Raw genomic sequence first — 21,365 nt, 5'->3', positions numbered from 1 at the left:
GATCAGAACGAAGTCATGAAGTTCAAGGGCACCAAGGACTATGTTGCGACCGACGATCTCAAGGTCGCCGTCAATGCCTCGATCGTGCTGGAGCGCCCGCTCCTGGTGAAGGGCGAGCCCGGCACCGGCAAGACCGTGCTGGCCGAGGAAGTGGCGAAGGCGCTGAACGCGCCGCTTTTGACCTGGCACATCAAGTCCACTACCAAGGCGCAGCAGGGCCTCTACGAATACGACGCGGTGTCGCGCCTGCGCGACAGCCAGCTCGGTGACAGCAGGGTGTCCGACATCAAGAACTACATCAAGCGCGGCAAGCTGTGGGAGGCCTTCACCGCCGAGCAGCGCCCGGTGCTCTTGATCGACGAGATCGACAAGGCCGACATCGAATTCCCGAACGATCTGCTGCTCGAGCTCGACCGCATGGAATTCCATGTCTACGAGACCGGCGAGACGATCAAGGCCAAGCAGCGCCCGATCATGATGATCACCTCCAACAACGAGAAGGAGCTGCCGGACGCCTTCCTGCGCCGCTGCTTCTTCCACTACATCAAGTTCCCCGATGCCGAAACGATGGGCCGCATCGTCGACGTCCACTTCCCCGGCATCAAGAAACGCCTGGTGGAGGAAGCGCTCCGCATCTTCTTCGAGGTGCGCGAGGTGCCCGGGCTGAAGAAGAAGCCGTCGACCTCGGAGCTGCTCGACTGGCTCAAGCTGCTGCTCAACGAGGACATGAGTGTCGAGCAGCTTCGCGAGCGCGACCCGCGCAAATTGATCCCGCCGCTGCACGGAGCGCTGCTCAAGAACGAGCAGGACGTGCACCTGTTCGAGCGACTTGCCTTTATCGCGCGTCGCGAAGTCTGATCCGGTTTCAGAATGGCCGACGAGCGCACCCCGGGTCGCTTCTGCCGCGGGGTTCAATACGGATAGCGCAATCAGCTCAGGATGATCCAGTGGAAAGCAGGCCGCGCATCCAGGCCGCGGCCCTTAGGCGCGCCTAAATCGTGACCGGCTCAGCAAAATACGAGAGACCCAGCCATTCAGCCACTAGCGCAGGTTTGTCCGAGCCCTTGATCTCGACAATGACCTCAGACTTACTCAAAAATTCCTTGGGACTTCTTGCCGTCACTTGGTCGAGCTTGAACCTTGCTCTTACATGGCTCCCAGCGCGCACGGGTGCAACAAAGCGCAACTTTTCAAACCCATAGTTCACAGCCATGACCCTCCCCTCGATTTGAGGCATTGCATCATAAGCCATAGCCGGCAGCATCGAGAGCGTGAGGAACCCGTGCGCGACCGTACCGCCGAATGGCGTCCGCGCGGCCTGTTCGGGGTCGATATGAATGAACTGCCAATCTTCCGTGACATCGGCAAATTCGCTTATCCGAGATTGATCTATTTCGAACCAGCGAGAGACCCCGATTTCTTTTCCCGCTAGAGCGACGAACTCATTCATACCAATGACAGACATTTTCAGTTCCGCTTCTTGTTCGACCGATCGCGTTCTTGAAGTAGCGCCATCTTGCGTTAGCTACTCCAATCGGACGGAACTGCCTCCACAAAAGATCGGTCCGCTTGGAACGCGCCCTAGCTTTTATGATGAAGACAGCACCGCAGTCAGGCCGCCATCAATGGCTAGGATCTGCCCGGTGATGTGTTTGCCGGCGTCGCTCGCAAACAGAGCAGCCGCACCCTTCAGATCGTCGCCGTCGCCGATGCGCTGCAGCGGCGCGCCGGAGGCGAGTTTTTCGACCCCCACACTCTCGATCACGCCCTTCGTCATTTTGGAGGGAAAGAAGCCGGGAGCCAGCGCATTCACGGTAATACCGTGTCGCCCCCAACTGCCCGCCAACGCCCGGGTAAAGTTAACAACGGCGCCCTTGCTGGTGTTATACGCGATCGTCTGCATTTCACCGCTGCTGCCCAGCAGGCCGGCGATCGACGCAACATTGATGATTCGCCCATACTTGTTGGGAATCATGGACCGCTTACCGATTTGCTGACTGAGCAAGAACAACGATCGTATGTTGAGATTCATGATCTTGTCCCAAGCCTCGATGGGATGGTCTTCTGTCGGTGCCCCCCACGTCGCGCCTGCATTGTTGACCAGGATATCCACCCGTCCGAGCCTCTTTACCGCCTCCTCAGCCAGCCGGTGAACATCGTGATCCTGCGAATTATCAGCAGCTATCCATTCAGCCTTGATACCCAAGCCAAGCAGATGCTTCTGCGCTTGTTCAAGGTCAGACGATTTCCGTGATGAAAGGAGAATCTTCGCTCCGAGCTCGCCGAGAGCCTCAGCGATTTGGAGACCGAGACCTCGTGAGCCGCCAGTGACCAATGCTGACTTGCCTTCGAGGTCAAAAGCCTTCTTTACGCTTCCCACCTTGCTCACTCCCACTCGATTGTTTGAAGTCTAACTGAAATGAAGACAACCCAGGGCGCAATCCTGCAACACAGATTGTGGTTCGGGGCTATTCCTGTGTGAATAGGGAGCCAGCGGCCAGACGCCCACGGCAATGAATAGCGCCGTTTCATTCTTGGACTGGCAGGGGTCGATTTGCCGGGCTTACCTGACCAGGCAACAGCGGGAGAAAGTGCATGGCGCTTGTTCGATTTGAGCCTGAAGACAATCTTGGAGTCATTACGATCGATAGTCCCCCTCTTAACCTGGCGGACAACCCTATGTTTGCCGCGCTGGTTGACGCTCTCGATCGAGCAGAGTCATCCGGGGTCAGGGCGCTCCTGGTGCAGGCAGAAGGTGATCACTTCGGATGCGGCGTGAACGTCAAATCGACCTTCGTCGGTTTGGACGGGAGAGCCGGTCGAAAGATGCTCAGTCGGGGCATCGAGATGGTCACGCGAATGGAAACTCTGAACCTTCCCACCGTATGTGCCGTTCAGGGGCTGTGCCTGGCGGCTGCGCTCGAAATCGCGCTCCGATGTGATGTTATCGTGGCGGCCGAGGATGCCAAGTTCGCGCAGGTGGAACAGCACATCGGAGCGGCCACCTTTCTGGGCGGTGCACATCTTCTGGCGGAGCGCTGCGGTCCCGCGCGTGCTCGGGAGATTTGCTTCTCGGGCGAGCAATACGACGCGGCGAGCTTCGAGCGCTGGAACATCATCAACCGGGTCGTGCCGCGCTCTGCGCTTCAGAGCGAGGCTAAGCGCTGGGCAAAGCGCCTGGCCGATGGTCCGACGATGGCGCATTCCGCAACCAAGCGTATGATCCGCGCCTTTCTGGATCAGGGCGTGCGGGCAGCGGACGCAATCCTGTTGGATCTCAGCCCGCCGATTTTCGACTCCGCAGATTTCAAAGCAGGAGTCGATGCGGTGGCGCGGCTCGGCTCGAAGAACTTCCGCGGCACCGTCTCCTTCACGGGAAAATAATCAGCGGGCTTCTGCCTTATGCTTTTGAAGCTCTACTAAATGACTCCCCTGCGAATGCCAGCCGTTCTAGCAGGGGGGTAGGTCGCAGCATCGGATCACGGTCAATCGTCGCGTAGTACGTCAGTCGCTCCGCGACACGCGGCAAGCCGATCTGTTCGCCATAATACATCGGCCCCCCGTGGAAAATCGGCCAGCCGTACCCATAGATCCAAACGATGTCGATATCGCCCGCTCGGGCTGCAACCCCTTCCTCCAGGATACGGGCCCCTTCGTTGATCATCGGATAAATCATACGCTCGAAAATCTCATCGTCGCTAATGGAGCGTCGGCGAATGTTCAGCCCGCGGCAGGTCTCCAGGATGAGGGCTTCCACATCGGGGTCAGGTAAGGGCGCTCGCGCCCCGTTCTCGTATTTGTAATAACCCTTGCCGGTCTTTTGCCCCAGCCGCCCGGATTCGCACAACGCATCCGCAATGGGAGATTTCTCGCCGCGGTCTTTGCGGGACCGCCAACCAATATCGAGTCCCGCCAGGTCCGCCATCGCAAATATGCCCATTGGCATGCCAAATTTCGTCAGCACCGAGTCGACCTGCTGCGGCAGCGCGCCATCGTACAACAGTTTGTCCGCTTGCCTGATCCTGACCTCCAGCATCCGGTTGCCGACAAAGCCGTGACATACCCCCACCACGACCGGGACCTTGCCAATGCGGCGCGCCAATGTACTCGCGGTGACCACGATGTCGGGCGCAGTCCTCTTTGCCACGAACGATTTCGCATAACTTCATAACGTTGGCCGGGCTGAAGAAATGCATCCCGACCACGTCTTCCGGTCTGGTTGTGACGGCTGCGATCTCATTGATATCGAGATAAGACGTATTGGTTGCGAGGATTGCGCCAGGCTTGGCAGCTTTGTCGAGGGCAGAAAATACTTGCTTCTTGATTTCCATGGTCTCGAACACGGCCTCGATGACCAGGTCTGCGTCACCCAGCTGCTCAAGACCCACGGCCCCATCGATCAGTCCAATTCGGCGGTTCATCTCGGCTCCCGAGATTCCGCCACGGGCTGCAGTCGCTTCATAATTCTTGCGGATATTGCCCAAGGCGCGCGCCAAGATCTCGTTTCCGACCTCGATCAAAGTGACAGGAATCCCTGCGTTTGCAAAAGCCATGGCGATACCTCCGCCCATGGTTCCACCTCCGATGATCGCCACTCTCTCGATCATTCGCGGTTGGGTATCGAGCGGCACTCCCGCGATTTTCCCGGCTTCGCGCTCGGCGAAGAAGACGTGTCGCTGCGCTCGTGACTGGTCGCCATTCATCAAGCGCACAAACGTCTCGCGCTCCTTTTTCAACCCGACTTCAAAGGGCAGATCCAACGACCATCCAACGGCCTCAACGCAAGCGAGAGGCGCTTCGAGACCACGCGTTCGCTTGTTCGCCGCAGCAGCCGCCTCGTTAAATTCGACCGGTCCTTGCGAGCCGCTGACATCTTAGATTCGTCGTCGCGCAATCGACGAAGTGGCCTCTTCTCGGCGACAAGCTTCGCAACAAACTCGCGTCCCGCCGCAACTGCGTCCCCCGCAAACAGATCATCAATCAAGCCGATGTCCAAGGCTTGCTTTGCGTCGATTGACTCTCCACTGACGATCATTTGAACCGCTCTCTCCGGCCCGATCGCGCGCGGCAGACGTTGCGTGCCTCCACCGCCGGGAATCAGCCCGAGCTTCACCTCCGGCTGGCCAAGCTTTGCATCGATTCGTGCGATCCGGAAATGACATCCCATTGCCAGTTCCAAGCCGCCGCCTAAAGCCACGCCATGGATGGTGGCGACGACGGGTTTGGCGCTCTTCTCCAACATCTCGATGATCTCATCAAGCAGCGGGGGCTCGAGGGGCTTGCCAAACTCACGGATGTCCGCTCCGCTGATGAACGAGCGACCGGTACCCGCAATGACGATACCCTTCACCTCATTGTCCGACGCAACAGCCTTGAGCGCCTCGACGAGGCCGACCCGAACTGCGACACTCAGGGCGTTCACAGGCGGATTTGTGATCGACAGGACAGCAATTCCATCCTTCTTATGAACTTCGACAATCTGGTTCATTCGCTCTCTCCCGTTCAGCCTCAGTGTCAGTTCGACAGTCGCCGGCGCAATTGAGTGTGCTCACGGCGTCCAAATAAGCCTGACTTCCTCGCAGCAAGTGCAGTGCTTGACGGTTCCAAAATTGAACTTACGTTGAACGTAGCTGAATACCCAGCGAGGCGCACGCACGCCTCACAAACGGGATAGGGTGGCATGTCGAAGGTCAAGGATCTTAAACGTTTGCTACGGCTACCGGTGATTGCATCACCCTTGTTCATCATTTCAAATCCGGACCTCGTGATTGCCCAATGCAAGGCCGGAATCATCGGTTCCTTTCCTGCACTCAACGCGCGGCCCGCGCCCGTGCTGGAAGAATGGCTGAAGCGTATCACGTCCGAATTGGAGGAGTACGACGCGCGGCACCCGAATCGGCCCGCCGCGCCGTTTGCCGTCAATCAGATTGTGCACCGATCAAACGACCGGCTCGCGCACGACGTCGACGTTTGCACAAAGTACAAGGTGCCGATCGTCATTACGTCGCTGGGGGCGCGTGAGGATCTCAATGCAGAAGTGCATTCCTACGGAGGTGTCGTCTTCCACGATGTCATCGATCAGATGTTCGCGCGAAAGGCAGTGAACAAAGGCGCAGACGGACTGATCCTTGTTGCTGCCGGCGCCGGTGGGCACGCGGGAACGACCTCGCCTTTCGCCTTCGTCCAGGAAACGCGGCAATGGTTCCACGGACCGATCGCGCTATCGGGGGCGATCGCGACAGGACGCGCGGTTCTCGCCGCCGAGGCAATGGGAGCTGACTTCGCTTATATCGGCTCGGCCTTCATCGCGACGAGGGAGGCGAACGCCACCGAGGCGTATAAGCGGGCGATCGTGGACTGCAACTCTAGTGATATCGTCTATTCAAATCTGTTTACCGGCGTGCACGGGAACTATTTACGCCCGTCCATCGCCGCAAGCGGCCTGGATCCGGAGAATTTGCCTCAGAGCGATCCCTCGAAAATGAACTTCGGCTCGGGTGGCAACATGGGCATGAAGGCGTGGAAGGACATTTGGGGATCAGGCCAAGGAATTGGCGCCATCGAGGAGGTTCGGCCCGTGGGCGAATTTGTAAGTCGGCTTGAGCACGAATACCTCGCCGCCAAGGCGCTTCTCGCAGCCTAGTGCAGCCGGCGAATGTCCACTCAGAAGTATTGAAGGGCGCTTTTTGCGCTGACCAACCGCGCTGCAAATCCGGCTGGGATCTCATTCAGGTGCGGGCGTTACGGCGGCCGCCGCTTGGCTTTTCACTCACTCGCAAGCCACTCCCTTGACTTCGCGAACTCTCGCTCGAGGAATGAGCGAACGTCTCTCGTCATCTTGCGCAGATCGCTTTCGCGCCTGCGCAAGAGCCAAATGTTCAGGGATGCCGAGTGCTGCGGAAGCACCCGTGTCAGCCCTTCCGCTAATGCAAACGGCACGGGGAGAAGTGCCAATCCCAATCCTTCGGATGCCGCCGCGAAATGATTTATGATTGGAGAAATACGAACTGCGCTCCCGGATTGAGCGGCGGCTAAGAACCGCGCGAAGAGCTGATTATCACCGGAGGGCTCGCCTTGGAGGCTCGGAAAATCATTGGTTACCCCAATGAGATCGTGGTCGGAAAGCTGCGCGAGCGATTGAGGGGCTTGACGTCTCGCCAGGTACTTCTCAGACGCGAAAATGCCAAACGCGATCGCCGCCACCCGCTTGCCGACGAGATCCTTGTCATGAGGATCGCCCATCCTGATCACGATATCGAGATCGTTGGACGAGACATTTTGCTGTTGAACGGTCGCGAACAATTCAAGTCGCAGCCGGTTGTGGAGTTTCCGTAGGCGTTCAATGCGTGGCAGCAACCAGTGCTTGGTTAGCCCCTCGGTGGCGGAGATCCTGACCAATTGCGAACGCTGTCCAAGTCTAGACCGCAGATCATCGTGAAGTCCTTCGAACGCCGTCATCATGGCGCTCGTAGAGCGCTGCAAGTCTTTGCCTTCCTGGGTGAGGCGAACCCCCGAGGACACGCGGAAAAACAAGGGTGCCCCGACATAGCGCTCCAATTCCTTGAGGCGCCGGCTCAGGGTTGGCTGGCTCATCCCGAGCTCGTCGGCAGCACGATTTATGCTCCCGGTTCGAGCGACGACCGAGAACAGTGGAAAGAGATCCCATTTGGGACCTCCCAGCTTGCGATCCGATCTCTCGACGACTTCGCTCAATTTGGTCAGATCTCCCTGTTGCCAGACGGCGCACGTCTTCTCCCCGAACCTGGCCATTCTTGAATTCCGGCCGCGGCCGCGTGACCAATTCTGAATACATGTTATACCAATATGAAATGACGTTCATCATCTAATTTTGCGGAACCGGAGCTGTCTCCTTGGCCCGGCGGGGCCCGCGGAATGTGCGGAATGCCTGCCGCCGGGTCGGGCGGCCGAGCCAACAAGTGAGTCTCCTCGGGGAAAGCACAGCCAGCCCATCCGAGCACGTCCTGGAAATCGCAACATTGGCCGGAGCGAGTGAAGTCGCTTCACGCGGGGATCAGAGGTCACCCTTACCTGGCGGCGGTCCCCGCCCCCTTTGCAGCAGCCGTGAAAAAATGTTCGGCTCCACATGAGTGCCCTGATCGGGGGAGCAAACAGGGCCGGACGCAGATGGCAACTAGGTGCTCGAGCTTTCGTTGTTGAGGAAGCTGCATTCCCATTCCTCGGCGGCCCACATGGCTGGGATCGCCTCATTTGAATACCCCTCATTCAGATTTGGCTGTGGCGATCCAAGGACACCGGGACCTACCTTTCAGAACATGCGGTTGCTCCGGGTGCTTCCAATGACTGTGAGGACTTCTCGTGCGTGCGAACGCGGGACGAATCCGCTGGTGCCTCGCATAAGCTCACCTGGACGCTCGCAAGTGCGTGGCCAAGTAAGATTGCAGCTCGGCAAGTTGCACCGTAGCAGGCCCCGACAAGACACGCCCTTCGAGACCCCCAATGAGCGATTTGAGCGATGACTACGCACTTCTGATCGCCGCGGTTCGGGACGCCGGCACCCTAGCTATGCGATATTTCGGTGCCAGCCCCATAGCCTGGGAAAAGCAAGGAGGTACGCTCGTCAGCAACGCGGACCTCGCTGTCGACGCCTTCCTGAGAGGACGATTGACAAATGCGCGTCCCGAATATGGTTGGCTGTCTGAAGAGACCGAAGACGATCACGCAAGACTGACTCGTTGCCGGGTCTGGGTTGTCGACCCGATCGATGGCACGCGTGCCTTCCTGGAAGGTCTCCCTCACTTCTGTCACTCGGTCGCCCTGGTCGAAGACGGATGGCCAATCATGGGCGCGTTATATAATCCCGCGACGGATGAGTTTTATGAAGCATTGGCAGGCCGTGGCGCCAAACTAAACGGACGACCGATCAATGTCAGCGCGCGCTCTGAAATAGCTGGGTGTCGCATGGCTGCATTTGCGCCAATGTTCCGGCACCCAGCGTGGCGCGAACCTTGGCCCGAAATGCAGATCATACAGCGTGATTCCGTGGCTTACCGCATCGCACTTGTCGCCAGCAGTAACGCCGATGCCGCATTCGGTCTCAACCCAAAGAATGACTGGGATCTGGCGGCGGCTCATATCGTCGTGGTGGAAGCAGGCGGCGTTATGACGTCCCATGATGGTCAAAAGATGCACTACAACCGGGAGACACCTATCCAAAAGAGCTTCTTAGCCGCCGGCCATCCATTGCACGCTGAGATTTCGGCACGGGTGGGCCATATCAGGCTTCCTCCCCGGCGAAACCTGCCATGAGCGCAGTACTCACAAAGCTACATCCCCTCCACAATCAGGCGATGCAATGATTATCGGGCTCCACCACGTTTCATTGTCTTATTCCAATCTACAGGCTGGTATTGATCTTTACTGCGACCTGCTGGGCCGGAAACCGTCCGCACGAACGACCGAAGACGGTGCCGATTGCGCATACTTCGTACTCGACAACGGGACGTTGCGCATTGCATCACCAAGGGGTACCGGCCCGGTCGCCGATCGCATCCGCAAAACGCTATCCTTGAAGGAGGGCGCACTCTTCGATCTTGCGTTTCTCGTTAACGACGTGGAACGAACGAGGCAGGCGTTGAAGCGGATCTCTCTCCCACTGGGCGACATCCATGATTTTTCGGCGCCTAACTTGCTACGAGAGAATGCCGACCTCAGTTGGAGAATTCTTGAGCTGGACAACGGCTTATCGAACGGCGTGACCATACGCTTTGTCCAATCTCCAATGCTCTTGCCCATTTCGGAAGCGTGCGCCGATGCCGCAATCTCACGAATGGACCTGGTCGTCATCCAGACCGCCGATCCCGAGCGTGCTCTCGGCCTCTACGCCGCACGTTTCAATCTTAAGCTTCTATTCGACAGGACAAACGCCGGTACAGGCGACAGGTTGATTCAATTGGCATGCGGAGACATGCTGATTGAACTTACGCATGTGCCGGCCAGAAGCTCGCCTGGTAAGCCTGACGCGATTTGGGGACTGGGCTGGACAGTTGCCGATGCGGAAGCCAGTCGGGCTCGGTTAAATGCACTTGGGCGTAACGTCTCCCTAGTGAAGGACGGCGCAAAGCCCGGCACGAGGGTCTTCACTGTTCGGGACGGTACGTGCAACATCCCGACGCTCGTAGTGGAGCACGTGCAGCCTCATAGACCAACAGGCTCCTAGGAAGGAATCCTCTCGCTTATCGATAGCGCGATAAAAATCACCTTGAGCTCTAAGACCAATGAAGGCATCGCACCATCGTCTTCGCTTGCAATGACGGCTTCTCATGGACGCTTGGACACGTGCGACTCATCACAATGCCATCGATCGCGGGCTCTTGAGGGCAATCGCCCAGCGAGATTTGCCGAACGTCGTCGCGGCAGCGGCATCCGAGCATGGGATCCTATATCGCGGGGCATTTGGTTCGCTCGGGATATCTCAAACTGCCTCCGTGGATCTTGATTCGATTTTCTGGATCGGCTCGCTGACCGAGCTGGTCATGATCGTTGGCCTACTGCAGCTGGCTGAAGCAGGTAAGATCGGGCTTGAACAGCCAATGTCTCGCCTGTTGCCGGAACATGCCTTGGTGGATGTTCGGTTGACATCCGTGAGCTTGCACCAGTTTCTGACACGATCGAGCGTTCTCCAGGGTCGGTTCTCGGACTCAGGGGGCATCAATTACGCGCGAGCTCCGGGACCGGTTTCCGCTGCCAGCAAAAAGATCCAGATGCCAAGCTCCAGAGACGGGATCGTCTCGGGAACCTAGCAAGAATCATCGAAAAGGCCAGCGGCAAGGACGTGGAGAGCTACCTCCAAGATCATATCCTCCGTCCGCTGGACATGAAAGATACGGCATTTGTGCCGACAGATATCCGCCGCTTGGCAAGCGTTCATGTTCGCAGGGCCGATGGTTTGCTCCATGAGGTCAGCTCTTCGTTCCAGGTACCAACTGTGTCCGGGAGCGATCTTCTCTATAGCACGGTGCGGGACTTTTTGACCTTTATGCAGATGTTGTTGCATGATGGCTCGTTCATGGGGCTTCAAGTGCTCAGCCCCACCATGGTGGAGTTCATTGCTAAGAACCGGCCACCGGCGCTTCTCTCGTGGCGAGGTCCGGACGTTCTTGAGCCGTGGGACGAGCCGAGAAAATGGAGCGCTGATGGCTTGGCGTTGGTGGGTTTAGCCAATACGCAATGCTGGCTGGACCCCGCGAAGCGCGTGACCGGCGTGCTATTTACCCAGCTTCTTCCGTTCCTCGATGCGCGTTTGACAGGAACCTATCGTCAATTCGCGAGGGGCGTTTACGACGCATTCTCCGCGCTAGAAGAGCAAGGTGCTTAGCGGCTCTTTGAGCGATCTCGGCATCCCTTAACTTGATTACAGGCCTGCTCGTGGTGGTCAGGCGGGCAGCCCCGACCACCGGCAGTTTCACCTTATTCAAACCTGAAGAATCCCTGATGCGCGATCTACAGCGCGGCGACGACGCGCCAAACTTGCTGAAGAACTCGCCGGCAGGCTTCTTCGCGGCACTTCGATCAAGCGGCCGAGGAAGCTAGGCGAGCGCGCTTTCAATCCGTGCGCAGACTGATACTGCAGGATCGCTTCACTCCACCCGGCAGCCTCCAGCTCGATTGTCGCGCCGCTCTCGGCAAAACCGCAATACCGCCGGTTGCTTCTCCAACGATCTCGCAACCAATCGGAGGATGCAGATCACTCAATCTGAGTTTGTCGCCGAAAGTCGCCTTGACGGGGCAAACAACGGTCGCCGTCATAGGGCATTAGAAAACGGCTCGCACCCGCGCGGACGTCCTTCTGATGGAGTCGATCTCACCGCCTCAGAAACTCCTTACTTTATCCCGGACGGTCGTGAATTCCTTTTCGGTATTGACATTGATCTCCTGTTGAGTGTCATACAAACTTGTCTCTCCTCCCGGAGACGCGGTTTCCTCGTCTGAAGCCGCAAACTGCTATAAGGCCGTCCCTGTGGCGGCCTTTCTTTTTGGCCTCGGGTCATTCATTCTATTTTCGAACTTATATTTGAACGCTACGGCGTCGGCGGTCAGCCCCGGTCCGAGGCCAATATCGCGACCGTCGCCAAGTGAGCGTGCGGTCCTAGCGCGCACCGCGGGCCCGGGAGCGATCTTTCTACCGCGGCCTCCAAGTGCCGACCAGGGTGAGGTCCCTTGCAGAAAGCCACCGTCTGTCCTCCCCCTAGAACGGGCATCGGCGTGGTCAAATGCTCACTTCCCCTATCTGGCCAAACGATTTTGGGTGGACGAAGACGATGACCTGCACGCAAGTTCGGCCTGGCCCCCGGTGACCTAGCCGCTGTCGAAATGACGGACATGAGCTTGACGGAAGGCAGGAAACATCACTCGAGCGGCTCCTCGTCGATTCTGGGACTCCGCTCCCAGCCCCGCTTCAAAGGCGATGGTTCATCGCGAAAAGAAATGATACGGGGCATCGAGGTAACTCTCACTATGCATTCCTATATTGCGCAGCACGACTGGTGCGTGCTTCGCCCTCGAAGGGCCCGAAATGCTCCGCGAGCGCAAATTCGGTCGGGTGTGATCCAGCTACTCGATGTTCGGCGCCCCGTTTGGCGGATCTGGCGACCCGGCCCGAAGAGCGGTGGCCAGCGTGCGCGCCCAAACAGGGCGCGCCCATCGCAGTTCTATCGATAACAACGCGCAGGCACGCGGGTCGCGACGCCGCTAATGAAAATCAAGAGTTTTAAGGCCCGCTCGCAGCGACGGCCTCGGGGGCTTTCGTCAAGGCAGGATAGTCCGTATATCCTTCGGCCCCGGGCCCATAAAAGGTGGCCGGTTGCGGTCGGTTTAGCTCAGCGCCGATCCTCAATCGCTCTGGCAGATCTGGGTTGGCAATGAACGCTTTTCCGAAGGCCACAGCATCAGCCCATCCATCGGACAGAGCCGCTTCGGCCGACGCGGCCGTGAAACCCTCGTTGGCAATGAAGATCCCGCCAAAGGCCTCCTTTAGCTTCGGGCCAATGCTATCCGGCGCCACTTTTTCTCTCGCACAGATAAACGCGAGCTTGCGACGCCCAAGCTCTCGAGCGACGTAGGTAAATGTTTTGGTGCGGTCGCTGTCTCCCATCGAATACACGTCACCTCGCGGCGCCAGGTGCATCCCCACGCGTGACGCTCCCCACACCGAGATGGCGGCATCCGCTGCTTCCAGCATGAGTCTCGCCCGATTCTCGATCGGCCCTCCATACTCGTCGTCGCGCCGGTTGGATCCGTCTTGCAGGAACTGATCGAGCAGGTAGCCGTTCGCGCCGTGTAGTTCGACGCCATCAAACCCAGCCATTTGTGCGAATTGCGCGGCACGTCGGAATGATTCCACGACCCCGCGAACTTCCTCTGTGTCTAACGGACGGGGCGTCACAAAGGGACGCTCGGGGCGCAGAAGGCTGACATTGCCACTTGCCGCAATCGGACTTGGTCCGACGGGCAGTTCGCCGTGATAGAAGCTCGGGTCAGAAATACGGCCCACGTGCCAGATCTGCATAAACATTCGTCCACCCGCGCGTTTCACCGCGGCCGTGACGTTCTTCCAACCCTCGACATGCTCAGGCGCCCAGTTGCCCGGCACGCCCTTGTAGCCGACCGCCTGCGGCGAGACGGGAACTCCTTCGGATATGATCAAACCCGCCGATGCTCGCTGGCTGTAATATTCAGCCATCAGATGATTGGGGATCTTGGTGGTACCCGCCCTCAACCTAGTGAGTGGCGCCATGATCACCCGATTGGGGAGGAGCAGGTCTCCTAGCTTCAGCGGGTCGAAAAGATTCGGCATGGGTTGCAGTCCTAGCGGTTTCAAGCAGTGACGACCGTGGCAGATGAGCCAGCGACACCGGCTCAATGAACGAATTCGAACAATCCCGCGGCTCCCATGCCGCCGCCGACGCACATGGTTACCACTCCATATTTTGCCTTCCTCCGCCGTCCCTCAAGCAAGATGTGGCCGGTCAATCGCGCTCCGGTCATACCGTAGGGATGTCCCAGCGCGATTGAGCCGCCGTTGACGTTCAGTTTTTCCGGATCGATGCCTAGCTTGTCGCGGCAATAGATCACCTGTACCGCGTAAGCTTCGTTCAACTCCCACAGATCGATATCGTCGACCTTCAGGCCATGACGCTTCAACAGGCGCGGAATCGCTGCCACGGGCCCGACGCCCATTTCATCTGGCTCGACCCCCGCTGCAACAAAGCCACGAAATACACCAAGCGCCTTGAGCCCCTTTTTCGCAGCCAGTTTGTCGCTCATGAGAACGCAAGCGGCAGCACCATCTGACAGCTGGCTTGCGTTACCGGCGCTAATTGTCTTTCCCTCGAATACCGGTTTGATTTTCGCAAGACCTTCCGCTGTGCTGTCCGGCCTGGGGCCTTCATCAGCTGCGAGCGTTACCTCCTGGTAGGTCACCTGACCGGTCGCCTTATCCACGACCGCCATCTTGGTAGTGAACGGGACGATCTCGTCCTTGAACCGACCGCCCTGCAGCGCGGCACCCACGCGGCGCTGGCTCTCGAGCCCATACTCGTCCTGCCGTTCTCTTCCGATCTTGTATCGCTCGGCCACGACTTCAGCGGTCTCAAGCATCGACATGTAGATTTCTGGCTTCATTGCCATCAGTTCCTCGTCGACGACGTGAAACTTGTTCATATGATCGTTCTGCACAAGACTAATGGATTCCACACCGCCTCCAACAGCAACCTCGACGCCGTCGAGCATGATGGACCTCGCGGCGACCGCGATCGACTGCAAACCGGAGGCACACTGCCGGTCGATGGTGGTCCCGGCGACGGTCACTGGCAAACCGGCCCGAATGGCGGCCTTGCGCGCCACGTTCATGACCGCGGTGCCCTGCTGCATGGCGCAACCCAGTACGACATCTTCGACTTCCTCGGGCTGGATGCCCGCGCGCCGAACGGCCTCGCGGATGACGTGGCCGGCCATGGTTGGAGCTTCGGCATTGTTGAGAGAACCCCGATACGCACGACCAATCGCGGTCCTCGCCGTCGAAACGATTACTGCGTCTACCATTTTACTCTCCTCACGTATCCGGCACGGATCTCGGCGCCTCAAACTCGCTACGGCGTGGACTATCGTTCTTTTTTAGAACTCGTCAAGTTGAAAGGCACACCGTGAGGCGTGAACAATTCGCTCGACCTCGCAGGGACCGGCCGACATTTTGAGTTTTTCCTGAGGCACAAATGGGCCGCCCTCGCGGCCCCCTATCAGACGCGTGGCTTCCCTGCGGTTGATCGCGCCAATCCGTTATCCGTTCCTGTTTGATACTTATTCAAAATTGATATTCGCAGGCCGGCTTGGCCAAGCATCACGCGCGGCGCTCGCGCAGCTTTCGCCGTGGAGCACAACCTGCACCTTGCTTCCTCTTTGGCGTGACAGCGTCTCTTCGCCATCGCGAGAGTGGGTGGCGCGCTGTCGTGCTCTCAGACCTCCTCAACGTTCACCGGCCGTCCATGACGAGCATCCTTATTGACCATTCGACGCCAATTTACTGCCAGAGTCCTCATCACAAGAGCAGGAGCAAAATCGGCACAGACTCGAGTTAGTCGGCTACGACAAAATCCCTTTGCCGAAACTTGACCTCCGCGTTGATGCCGCCGTTCGCCTATCAACACCGAAAAGGCGTCCAACTGCGGCAAAACCCCGCCAATAGACCGCTGAAAGGCATGTTCCGGCCAATTGAAGCCGGCCCGCTCGACGGAGCGGGCGCATCATCAGCGAACTCCGGCTCAGAAAGAGTTGAAACTGGGGAGAGTTCTGCCTTGTACAGGATCGCAAGCCAGCTCAGCTCGCGCGAGGCCGCGAAGAACGCCGGCGCAGATCAGACAGGAAATGCTCGAGCAAGCCTGATGAAAACGGCGGCCTCAATGCGTCGGCCATTGTTTGCTTTGATTGATGATAAACCGCCCGCGCATGAGAGAAGGTCAAGAATCCGTCTCGACCGTGATAGGCTCCCATGCCGGAGGCGCCTATGCCGCCAAAGGGCAGATCCTCCTGAGCATAGTGCATCAAGATGTCGTTGACGGTCACGCCGCCGCTTTGCGTGTGGTCGAGCACGTATGCTTCCTCGGCTGCATCGCTTCCAAAATAGTAAAGACCGAGCGGCTTGGTTCCTTCGGCGACGTAGCGCGTGGCTTCGCTGATCTGATCGTACGTCACGACCGGCAGGAGAGGCCCGAAGATTTCCTCTTGCATCACCGTCATCTCGCGCGTTGCCGCCTGTATAATGTGCAACGGAAGACGCCGCGAGCGGCTACTTGAAAGACCGTCCCAGTCGCCAACAACCGTAATTTTCGCGCCCTTCTCCCGCGCGTCCTCGATATGCGCCAGCAGACGCGATCGGTGCACATCGTTGACGATGGCGGTGACGTCCACGTTGTCCCGCACCGAGGGATACATCGACCGCGCCTCTGAAACGATCCCTGCAACCAGGCCCTCCTCGGCCGATCGCGGCACCAGCACATAGTCCGGCGCCAGACATAGCTGCCCACCGTTCAAGAGCTTGCCGAATGCCAAAGTCGCCGCCGTTTTCTGCATGTCGGCACTGATACCGACGATCACGGGTGACTTACCACCTAGCTCCAATGTGATCGGAACGAGATTCTCGGCTGCGCTCTGCATAATATGGCGACCAACCGCAGTGGAGCCCGTGAACAGCAGATGGTCGAAGGGAAGCGCCGAAAATGCCGCACCGACTTCGGCTCCGCCAACGACAACCGCGATCTCTTCCTGCGCAAAGTACTTTGGAAAGATCTCGACCAGCAGCTCGCTCGTTCGCGGCGTATGCTCTGACGGCTTGATCATCGCACGATTGCCAGCAGCGATCGCGAATGTCAGAGGCGCAACAGTGATCCCGAATGGTACATTCCAGGGCGATATAATGCCGACCACCCCCTTCGGCTGAAACATGACCGTTGACACCGCACCCAACGCCTCGAACTGCGGATTGCTGGCGCGTCGCTCGGGCTGCATCCAGCCTTCGAGATGATCGCGAGCGTGCTCCATGCCCTGCACTTTCGATAGGATCTCCGTCAACACGGTCGTGTGCCGGGACCGCTCGCCGCCATAGTCGGCGCAGATGGCATCCAGGATCCGCTCGCCGTTGTCCGCGGTCAACGCAATTAGCCGGTTCAGCCGGTCGATGCGCGTGGCGGCGCTCACCCGACCCTCCGCCGCAAAAGCAGCCTTCTGTACCTTCAGCAATTGACGAAGAGGAAGGCTCCCTTGCTTGCTCTCCGCCGTAGGCATCGTGAGCATAACGCTCCTCCTTGTGTCAATGTACTAACCTAGTACATTTTTTGGACTAGGGCGTCAAGAACATCTGGCAGTCCTCGCAAGCTCAATGTACTATACTAGTACATTGAGCAGAGAGGCTAGCTATGACGCAGACCGTCGATACGATTCAGACAGAACATCGGTTCAAATCGATCATTGCGGTCGTTGCTGCATTGATGTGTATGGGCGTGGCCTTGTATTCCTATCGCTACGTTGCCGCGATCGGTTTTGTCCCACCGATCGTCGGCTCGAACGCGTTTAGATATCCTTGGCTGGTCGTACACGTTGCGAGCGCAGCGACCGCCCTCTTGATCGGCCCCTTTCAATTTTCGTCCAAGATCAGGCAGCGCGCTATCTCTACCCACCGCTGGACCGGACGGATTTATGTCGCGAGCTGCTTTGTTGGCGGCATTTCGGGTCTTTGGCTCGCATTCGGCATCTCGACCGGGCCCGTTTCGGCAATGGGCTTTGGTTCGCTTTCGGTCGTTTGGCTGCTCGCCACCGCCCTTGCATGGCGCGCGGCAATGCAACGGCGAATTGCCGACCATAGGGCCTGGATGATCCGTTCGTTTGCACTGACATTTGCAGCCGTGACGCTCCGGCTCTACATTCCAATCCTTCTCCTGCTGCCGGTTCCGTTCGTTGCTGGCTACCAGTTCATCGCATTTGCCTGCTGGGTCCCGAATATCATCGTGGCTGAGTTCTTTCTCAGCGCGAAATATCGCAAACCCAGTATCTAGTCCTGCGCTCCTTCGTATCGAAGCTCCCCCACGCAGTACCGAGGCAGATACCATGTGTACAGGAGAGGTTACCCAGGAGCTGTTGACCGCAATCGCAATGGCTTTCCGCGAGCGCCGTGTGAATGATATCGCGAACTTCTTCGCGGAGGACGGCGTTTTCGTCAATGCGCGAGGGCCTCAGCTAGCAACCGACATCTTTCGCGGGAGGCTGGCGCTTCGAGTTTTCCTTACCCGCCTGTTTCAGATGTCGCCGGACGTCAGATGGGATCGGGTTGAGGAAGATTGGATTTGCGGCGATCGCGCCGTAACTCAATGGCGCCGAAGGGCAACTGCTGCGGACGGGACGCGCCAAGACTGGCTTGGCTGCGACCTCTACTTGTTCGAGGGCAGGCTCATTAAGCGGAAGGATACGTTCATCAAGGCGATCGTCTTGTAGGGACCGGCGTGGGGAAAGGGGCGATCCGTTCTGTTTTCGAGCGGCAGGATCGTGATATGATGGCCGGATGAGGATGAAACGAAGCTCCGCCAAACCCGCCGAGGCCTATCACCATGGCGACCTTCGACAGACATTGCTAGATCTGGCGCTATCGCAGATCGAGCTATCCGGACCAGAAGCGGTCAGCCTGGCGGCGTTGGCGCGTGAGCTCGGTGTATCTCAATCGGCACCATACCGGCATTTTCAAGACAGAGACAGATTGCTGGCCGCGGTGGCTGCTGACGGTTTTAGGATGTTCGCTGCAACGCTGCGGAAATCGACCGAGGGTCTTTCTGGAAGACGTGCCGTGTCGGCCATGGCCAAGGCGTACGTCGCATTTGGCACGGCGCGGCCAGGACTGTATAATCTCATGTTTGCCTCGGGCATCGTCGCAAACGCGTCCGAGAACGACGACGTCAAGATTCACGCACGAGAAAGCTTTGCGATGCTGGTCGGAGCGCTCGCTCCATCGCGGACGCGCAAGCTCAGGGCGCTCCGGATTTGGGCGGGATTGCATGGGGCGGTGACGCTGAACCGCGAGAAGCTCCTCAACAGCCACGTTTTCGACGTTTCGTTCAACGAACTAATCGAGGATATCATCGCCTGACCGCGGCGCGGGCGACATTCAGGCCGTTGGCGCCTTCAGCGTAGACGTGGCAGCGATCAGCGTCCTCTTCTGGAACAAGTCCCGACATTTCCGGATCTCGAGCAAGAATTCGCGGCGCTTCGCTGAGAAGGCCCACGCAGCGCATCCGATCGAACCGACCGCATCCGGCAACGGACGCTGGTACAAGCGCCTGGGCTACGGACCTGGCGATACCTTCAGCCTACCGAGCCTTGTGTCGCTCTGGTTCGGTTCTGATCGTACGAAAGTCACGTGGGCCGACGGAGCGGCCATCCTTCGCTCTAATCTGCAACCTCTCAAGCGGCTTTCGATTACGAGTATCGACGATCACGTGCTTCAATTCACCAGGCTTGAAGCAATTCTCTTCGCCCCACTGCCACAGAGCGATCAGGACCACGTAAAGCTTCTCACCCTTATCGGTCAGAAGGTAACGATTGATCGACGGCGAGACGTCGTCCGGCTCGACTCTAAAGATGTCGGCTTCGACTAGCTTCTTCAGGCGTGATGACAAGATATTCTTTGCCAAGCCGAGGCTCTTTTGAAACTCGCCAAATCGGCTGGCACCCTGGAATGCATTGCGGATGATGAGAAGCGACCACCAGTCTCCAACGATCTCCAGACTACGCGCGATCCCGCAGTTGGCTCGATCGAGGCTGGTTCGTTTACCCTTCATCCGTTTCTCTCAGTCGATAGCAAGTAAGTTTCAAACTTAAACCAGCTGCGCTGAAATGTCGAGGACTTAATCACAGATGCCATGCGGCAGAGCGCGAGGCGCGGACCGCCAGTGGGTGCACCTCGCGACAGTTGGCAAATTTGCACGGCACAAGGGCGACGCGGCCGGACGTTATCCGTGAACCAGCATCCAGGACCTTAGGCCTCCCCGCGTACAGCACCGATCGCGGGCGCATCGCCAAAATCACGTCGGGCTTCCGAGCGGCTGAACGCGGCGTCCAAAGAAAAGTCTCTAGCAGGCGCCACGTTGAGCGCGCAGCAAGCTGAAGCGGATTCTCGGTCACCTGCCGCGTTAGCCACCTCTGATCATTGCCTTACAGCCATGGCTTGAGAATGATCTTTCCGGCACTCTCGCGGGCGGCCAGGATCCGGTGCGCCTCGGCCGCCTGACTGAGCGGCAAGACGTGACCGATCTGCACCTGAATGCTCCCGGATTTGATTAAACCGATCAGACGCTCAAGCGCTGAGATGGCCTTCTGCGGCCGCAACTGAAACCAACCGCCCACATAGTATGTGATGAGTGATTGATTGAAACCGAGCATTGCATAGGGATTGACTGGCTTGCGCTCGCGGGATGCAGCTCCATAGACAACGATGCGCCCGAAGGCTGCCATCGCCTGGATGCTCTGCGTGAGAATGTCACTGCCGGTCGCCTCAAGCACGATATCGACGCCTTTTCCATTCGTGAGCTTGCGCACCTCCTCGACCCAACCCGGTTTGGTGTAGTCGATCGCGTGGTGCGCTCCGAGCTTCGAGGCGAGCTCGCGCTTGGCCGGTGTACTTGCGGCGGCGATTACGTTACTCGCGCCGAGCTGCTTGGCAAGCTGCACAGCATAAGTTCCCACCCCGCCGCCTGCTGCCTGTACCAATACGCTCTCGCCGGACTGAAGATGGGCGCAATCGGTGAGCGTCTGCAAAGCGGTCATTCCGGCCACCACCAGCGAACATGCCTGATCAGGCGAAAGTCCCTCCGGCAAGGGAATGACCTTGGGAGCCTTCGCTATGGCATATTGTGCGTATCCACCAGCTCCGCCGTTCTCGAGCGAGGCGAAAACAGTCATGCCCTGCTTGATGTTCGCCACCTTGTCGCCGACTGCCTCCACAAGGCCGGCCACTTCGCTCCCTGGGATAAACGGAAGCGGCGAGGGAAAGGGATAAGGATCGTTATTCCGTCTCACCACATCGGCGAAATTGACGCTGACTGACTCGACCTTGATCAATACCTCACCCGGACCCGCCTGGGGCTTGGGTGCGTCCTCATAGACGAGGACATCCGGACCACCATACTGGTGTAGTTGCGCCACCTTCATCGATCACACTCCTAAGCGAAAATTACCAGATATTGCTCAACCGGATGCCGTTGTATCGAGACGAATGCGAACTCAGGCGCCGCAGCTCCATTCGGGTTGCAACGCAATCCTCACCGTCCCGCCGGCAGGACGCTCCTCCA

General features: G+C 58.4%; 18 protein-coding genes and 1 pseudogene. 10 read left to right on the top strand and 9 right to left on the bottom strand.

The annotated features are described in order from the left end of the window. Positions 1-15 precede the first annotated feature (15 nt). Positions 16-858 (top strand): AAA family ATPase, encoded by an 843-nt coding sequence (locus tag ACVWY3_RS05625; protein WP_456843297.1) that lies wholly within the window; start codon positions 16-18, stop codon positions 856-858. 133 nt (positions 859-991) lie between these two features. Here ACVWY3_RS05625 and ACVWY3_RS05620 read toward each other — a convergent pair whose 3' ends face one another. After that, complete coding sequence (locus tag ACVWY3_RS05620; RefSeq protein ID WP_456837568.1) at positions 992-1,465, bottom strand: MaoC family dehydratase; 474 nt, start codon at positions 1,463-1,465, stop codon at positions 992-994. A 123-nt stretch (positions 1,466-1,588) separates the two neighbouring features. Beyond that, on the bottom strand, positions 1,589-2,389 hold the full coding sequence (locus tag ACVWY3_RS05615) for an SDR family oxidoreductase (RefSeq protein ID WP_456837567.1): 801 nt from the start codon (positions 2,387-2,389) through the stop codon (positions 1,589-1,591). A gap of 206 nt (positions 2,390-2,595) precedes the next feature. On the opposite strand from ACVWY3_RS05615, the gene ACVWY3_RS05610 reads away from it, so the two are divergent. Beyond that, complete coding sequence (locus ACVWY3_RS05610) at positions 2,596-3,384, top strand: enoyl-CoA hydratase/isomerase family protein (protein ID WP_456837566.1); 789 nt, start codon at positions 2,596-2,598, stop codon at positions 3,382-3,384. Between the two features lie 16 nt (positions 3,385-3,400). Here the strand turns inward: ACVWY3_RS05610 and ACVWY3_RS05605 are convergent. Continuing rightward, positions 3,401-5,488: pseudogene (locus tag ACVWY3_RS05605) on the bottom strand (3-hydroxyacyl-CoA dehydrogenase NAD-binding domain-containing protein). A 192-nt stretch (positions 5,489-5,680) separates the two neighbouring features. Between ACVWY3_RS05605 and ACVWY3_RS05600 the strand changes: the two are divergent. Next, a complete protein-coding gene (locus tag ACVWY3_RS05600) occupies positions 5,681-6,643 on the top strand; it encodes an NAD(P)H-dependent flavin oxidoreductase (RefSeq protein WP_456837565.1) in 963 nt (320 codons plus the stop codon). A gap of 122 nt (positions 6,644-6,765) precedes the next feature. Here the strand turns inward: ACVWY3_RS05600 and ACVWY3_RS05595 are convergent, their stop codons facing one another. After that, complete coding sequence (locus tag ACVWY3_RS05595) at positions 6,766-7,713, bottom strand: LysR family transcriptional regulator (protein WP_456837564.1); 948 nt, start codon at positions 7,711-7,713, stop codon at positions 6,766-6,768. Between the two features lie 765 nt (positions 7,714-8,478). Here ACVWY3_RS05595 and ACVWY3_RS05590 point away from each other — a divergent pair. The 4 genes from ACVWY3_RS05590 (at position 8,479) to ACVWY3_RS05575 (ending at position 11,356) form a co-directional block, all read left to right on the top strand. Continuing rightward, positions 8,479-9,288, top strand: a complete 810-nt coding sequence (locus ACVWY3_RS05590) for a 3'(2'),5'-bisphosphate nucleotidase CysQ (protein WP_456837563.1) — start codon at positions 8,479-8,481, stop codon at positions 9,286-9,288. 46 nt (positions 9,289-9,334) lie between these two features. Then, positions 9,335-10,198 carry a VOC family protein gene (locus ACVWY3_RS05585; protein ID WP_456837562.1) on the top strand — a complete coding sequence of 288 codons (864 nt, stop codon included), beginning with the start codon at positions 9,335-9,337 and terminating at the stop codon, positions 10,196-10,198. Between the two features lie 103 nt (positions 10,199-10,301). Then, positions 10,302-10,781: a serine hydrolase gene (locus ACVWY3_RS05580; RefSeq protein ID WP_456837561.1), complete on the top strand. Its 480-nt coding sequence runs from the start codon at positions 10,302-10,304 to the stop codon at positions 10,779-10,781. Positions 10,782-10,813: 32 nt separating this feature from the next. Then, a complete protein-coding gene (locus tag ACVWY3_RS05575) occupies positions 10,814-11,356 on the top strand; it encodes a serine hydrolase domain-containing protein (RefSeq protein WP_456837560.1) in 543 nt (180 codons plus the stop codon). 1,392 nt (positions 11,357-12,748) lie between these two features. Here ACVWY3_RS05575 and ACVWY3_RS05570 read toward each other — a convergent pair. The 3 genes from ACVWY3_RS05570 to ACVWY3_RS05560 all read right to left on the bottom strand — a co-directional run bounded on the left by ACVWY3_RS05570 (position 12,749) and on the right by ACVWY3_RS05560 (position 17,325). Further along, complete coding sequence (locus ACVWY3_RS05570; RefSeq protein ID WP_456837559.1) at positions 12,749-13,834, bottom strand: alkene reductase; 1,086 nt, start codon at positions 13,832-13,834, stop codon at positions 12,749-12,751. A 62-nt stretch (positions 13,835-13,896) separates the two neighbouring features. Further along, positions 13,897-15,081, bottom strand: coding sequence for an acetyl-CoA C-acyltransferase (locus tag ACVWY3_RS05565; RefSeq protein WP_456837558.1), 1,185 nt, complete (start codon positions 15,079-15,081; stop codon positions 13,897-13,899). Positions 15,082-15,852: 771 nt separating this feature from the next. After that, on the bottom strand, positions 15,853-17,325 hold the full coding sequence (locus tag ACVWY3_RS05560) for a coniferyl aldehyde dehydrogenase (RefSeq protein ID WP_456837557.1): 1,473 nt from the start codon (positions 17,323-17,325) through the stop codon (positions 15,853-15,855). 122 nt (positions 17,326-17,447) lie between these two features. On the opposite strand from ACVWY3_RS05560, the gene ACVWY3_RS05555 reads away from it, so the two are divergent. The 3 genes from ACVWY3_RS05555 to ACVWY3_RS05545 all read left to right on the top strand — a co-directional run bounded on the left by ACVWY3_RS05555 (position 17,448) and on the right by ACVWY3_RS05545 (position 19,165). Then, positions 17,448-18,083, top strand: coding sequence for a DUF2306 domain-containing protein (locus ACVWY3_RS05555; protein WP_456837556.1), 636 nt, complete (start codon positions 17,448-17,450; stop codon positions 18,081-18,083). A gap of 82 nt (positions 18,084-18,165) precedes the next feature. Then, positions 18,166-18,519 carry a nuclear transport factor 2 family protein gene (locus tag ACVWY3_RS05550; protein WP_456837555.1) on the top strand — a complete coding sequence of 118 codons (354 nt, stop codon included), beginning with the start codon at positions 18,166-18,168 and terminating at the stop codon, positions 18,517-18,519. A gap of 67 nt (positions 18,520-18,586) precedes the next feature. Next, entirely contained in the window at positions 18,587-19,165 is a 579-nt protein-coding gene (locus tag ACVWY3_RS05545; protein WP_456837554.1) for a TetR/AcrR family transcriptional regulator, read from the top strand. 220 nt (positions 19,166-19,385) lie between these two features. Here the strand turns inward: ACVWY3_RS05545 and ACVWY3_RS05540 are convergent, their stop codons facing one another. Together ACVWY3_RS05540 and ACVWY3_RS05535 are read right to left on the bottom strand one after the other, a co-directional pair. Beyond that, a complete protein-coding gene (locus ACVWY3_RS05540; RefSeq protein WP_456837553.1) occupies positions 19,386-19,856 on the bottom strand; it encodes a winged helix-turn-helix transcriptional regulator in 471 nt (156 codons plus the stop codon). A 373-nt stretch (positions 19,857-20,229) separates the two neighbouring features. Beyond that, positions 20,230-21,225 carry a quinone oxidoreductase family protein gene (locus tag ACVWY3_RS05535; RefSeq protein WP_456837552.1) on the bottom strand — a complete coding sequence of 332 codons (996 nt, stop codon included), beginning with the start codon at positions 21,223-21,225 and terminating at the stop codon, positions 20,230-20,232. Positions 21,226-21,365: the final 140 nt, after the last annotated feature.

It is taken from the genome of Bradyrhizobium sp. USDA 4486 (assembly GCF_054057995.1).
The sequence above is the reverse complement of the archived record's forward strand: the minus strand, read 5'-3'. Positions and strand labels throughout refer to the sequence as shown.

Coding starts and splice junctions, on each gene's coding strand:
- ACVWY3_RS05585 (WP_456837562.1), top strand. CDS start 9,335: ATGATTATCGGGCTCCACCACGTTTCATTGTCTTATTCCAATCTACAG.
- ACVWY3_RS05555 (WP_456837556.1), top strand. CDS start 17,448: ATGACGCAGACCGTCGATACGATTCAGACAGAACATCGGTTCAAATCG.
- ACVWY3_RS05610 (WP_456837566.1), top strand. CDS start 2,596: ATGGCGCTTGTTCGATTTGAGCCTGAAGACAATCTTGGAGTCATTACG.
- ACVWY3_RS05580 (WP_456837561.1), top strand. CDS start 10,302: ATGGACGCTTGGACACGTGCGACTCATCACAATGCCATCGATCGCGGG.
- ACVWY3_RS05565 (WP_456837558.1), bottom strand. CDS start 15,081: ATGGTAGACGCAGTAATCGTTTCGACGGCGAGGACCGCGATTGGTCGT.
- ACVWY3_RS05590 (WP_456837563.1), top strand. CDS start 8,479: ATGAGCGATTTGAGCGATGACTACGCACTTCTGATCGCCGCGGTTCGG.
- ACVWY3_RS05535 (WP_456837552.1), bottom strand. CDS start 21,225: ATGAAGGTGGCGCAACTACACCAGTATGGTGGTCCGGATGTCCTCGTC.
- ACVWY3_RS05600 (WP_456837565.1), top strand. CDS start 5,681: ATGTCGAAGGTCAAGGATCTTAAACGTTTGCTACGGCTACCGGTGATT.
- ACVWY3_RS05570 (WP_456837559.1), bottom strand. CDS start 13,834: ATGCCGAATCTTTTCGACCCGCTGAAGCTAGGAGACCTGCTCCTCCCC.
- ACVWY3_RS05620 (WP_456837568.1), bottom strand. CDS start 1,465: ATGTCTGTCATTGGTATGAATGAGTTCGTCGCTCTAGCGGGAAAAGAA.
- ACVWY3_RS05560 (WP_456837557.1), bottom strand. CDS start 17,325: ATGCTCACGATGCCTACGGCGGAGAGCAAGCAAGGGAGCCTTCCTCTT.
- ACVWY3_RS05545 (WP_456837554.1), top strand. CDS start 18,587: ATGAGGATGAAACGAAGCTCCGCCAAACCCGCCGAGGCCTATCACCAT.
- ACVWY3_RS05540 (WP_456837553.1), bottom strand. CDS start 19,856: ATGAAGGGTAAACGAACCAGCCTCGATCGAGCCAACTGCGGGATCGCG.
- ACVWY3_RS05625 (WP_456843297.1), top strand. CDS start 16: ATGAAGTTCAAGGGCACCAAGGACTATGTTGCGACCGACGATCTCAAG.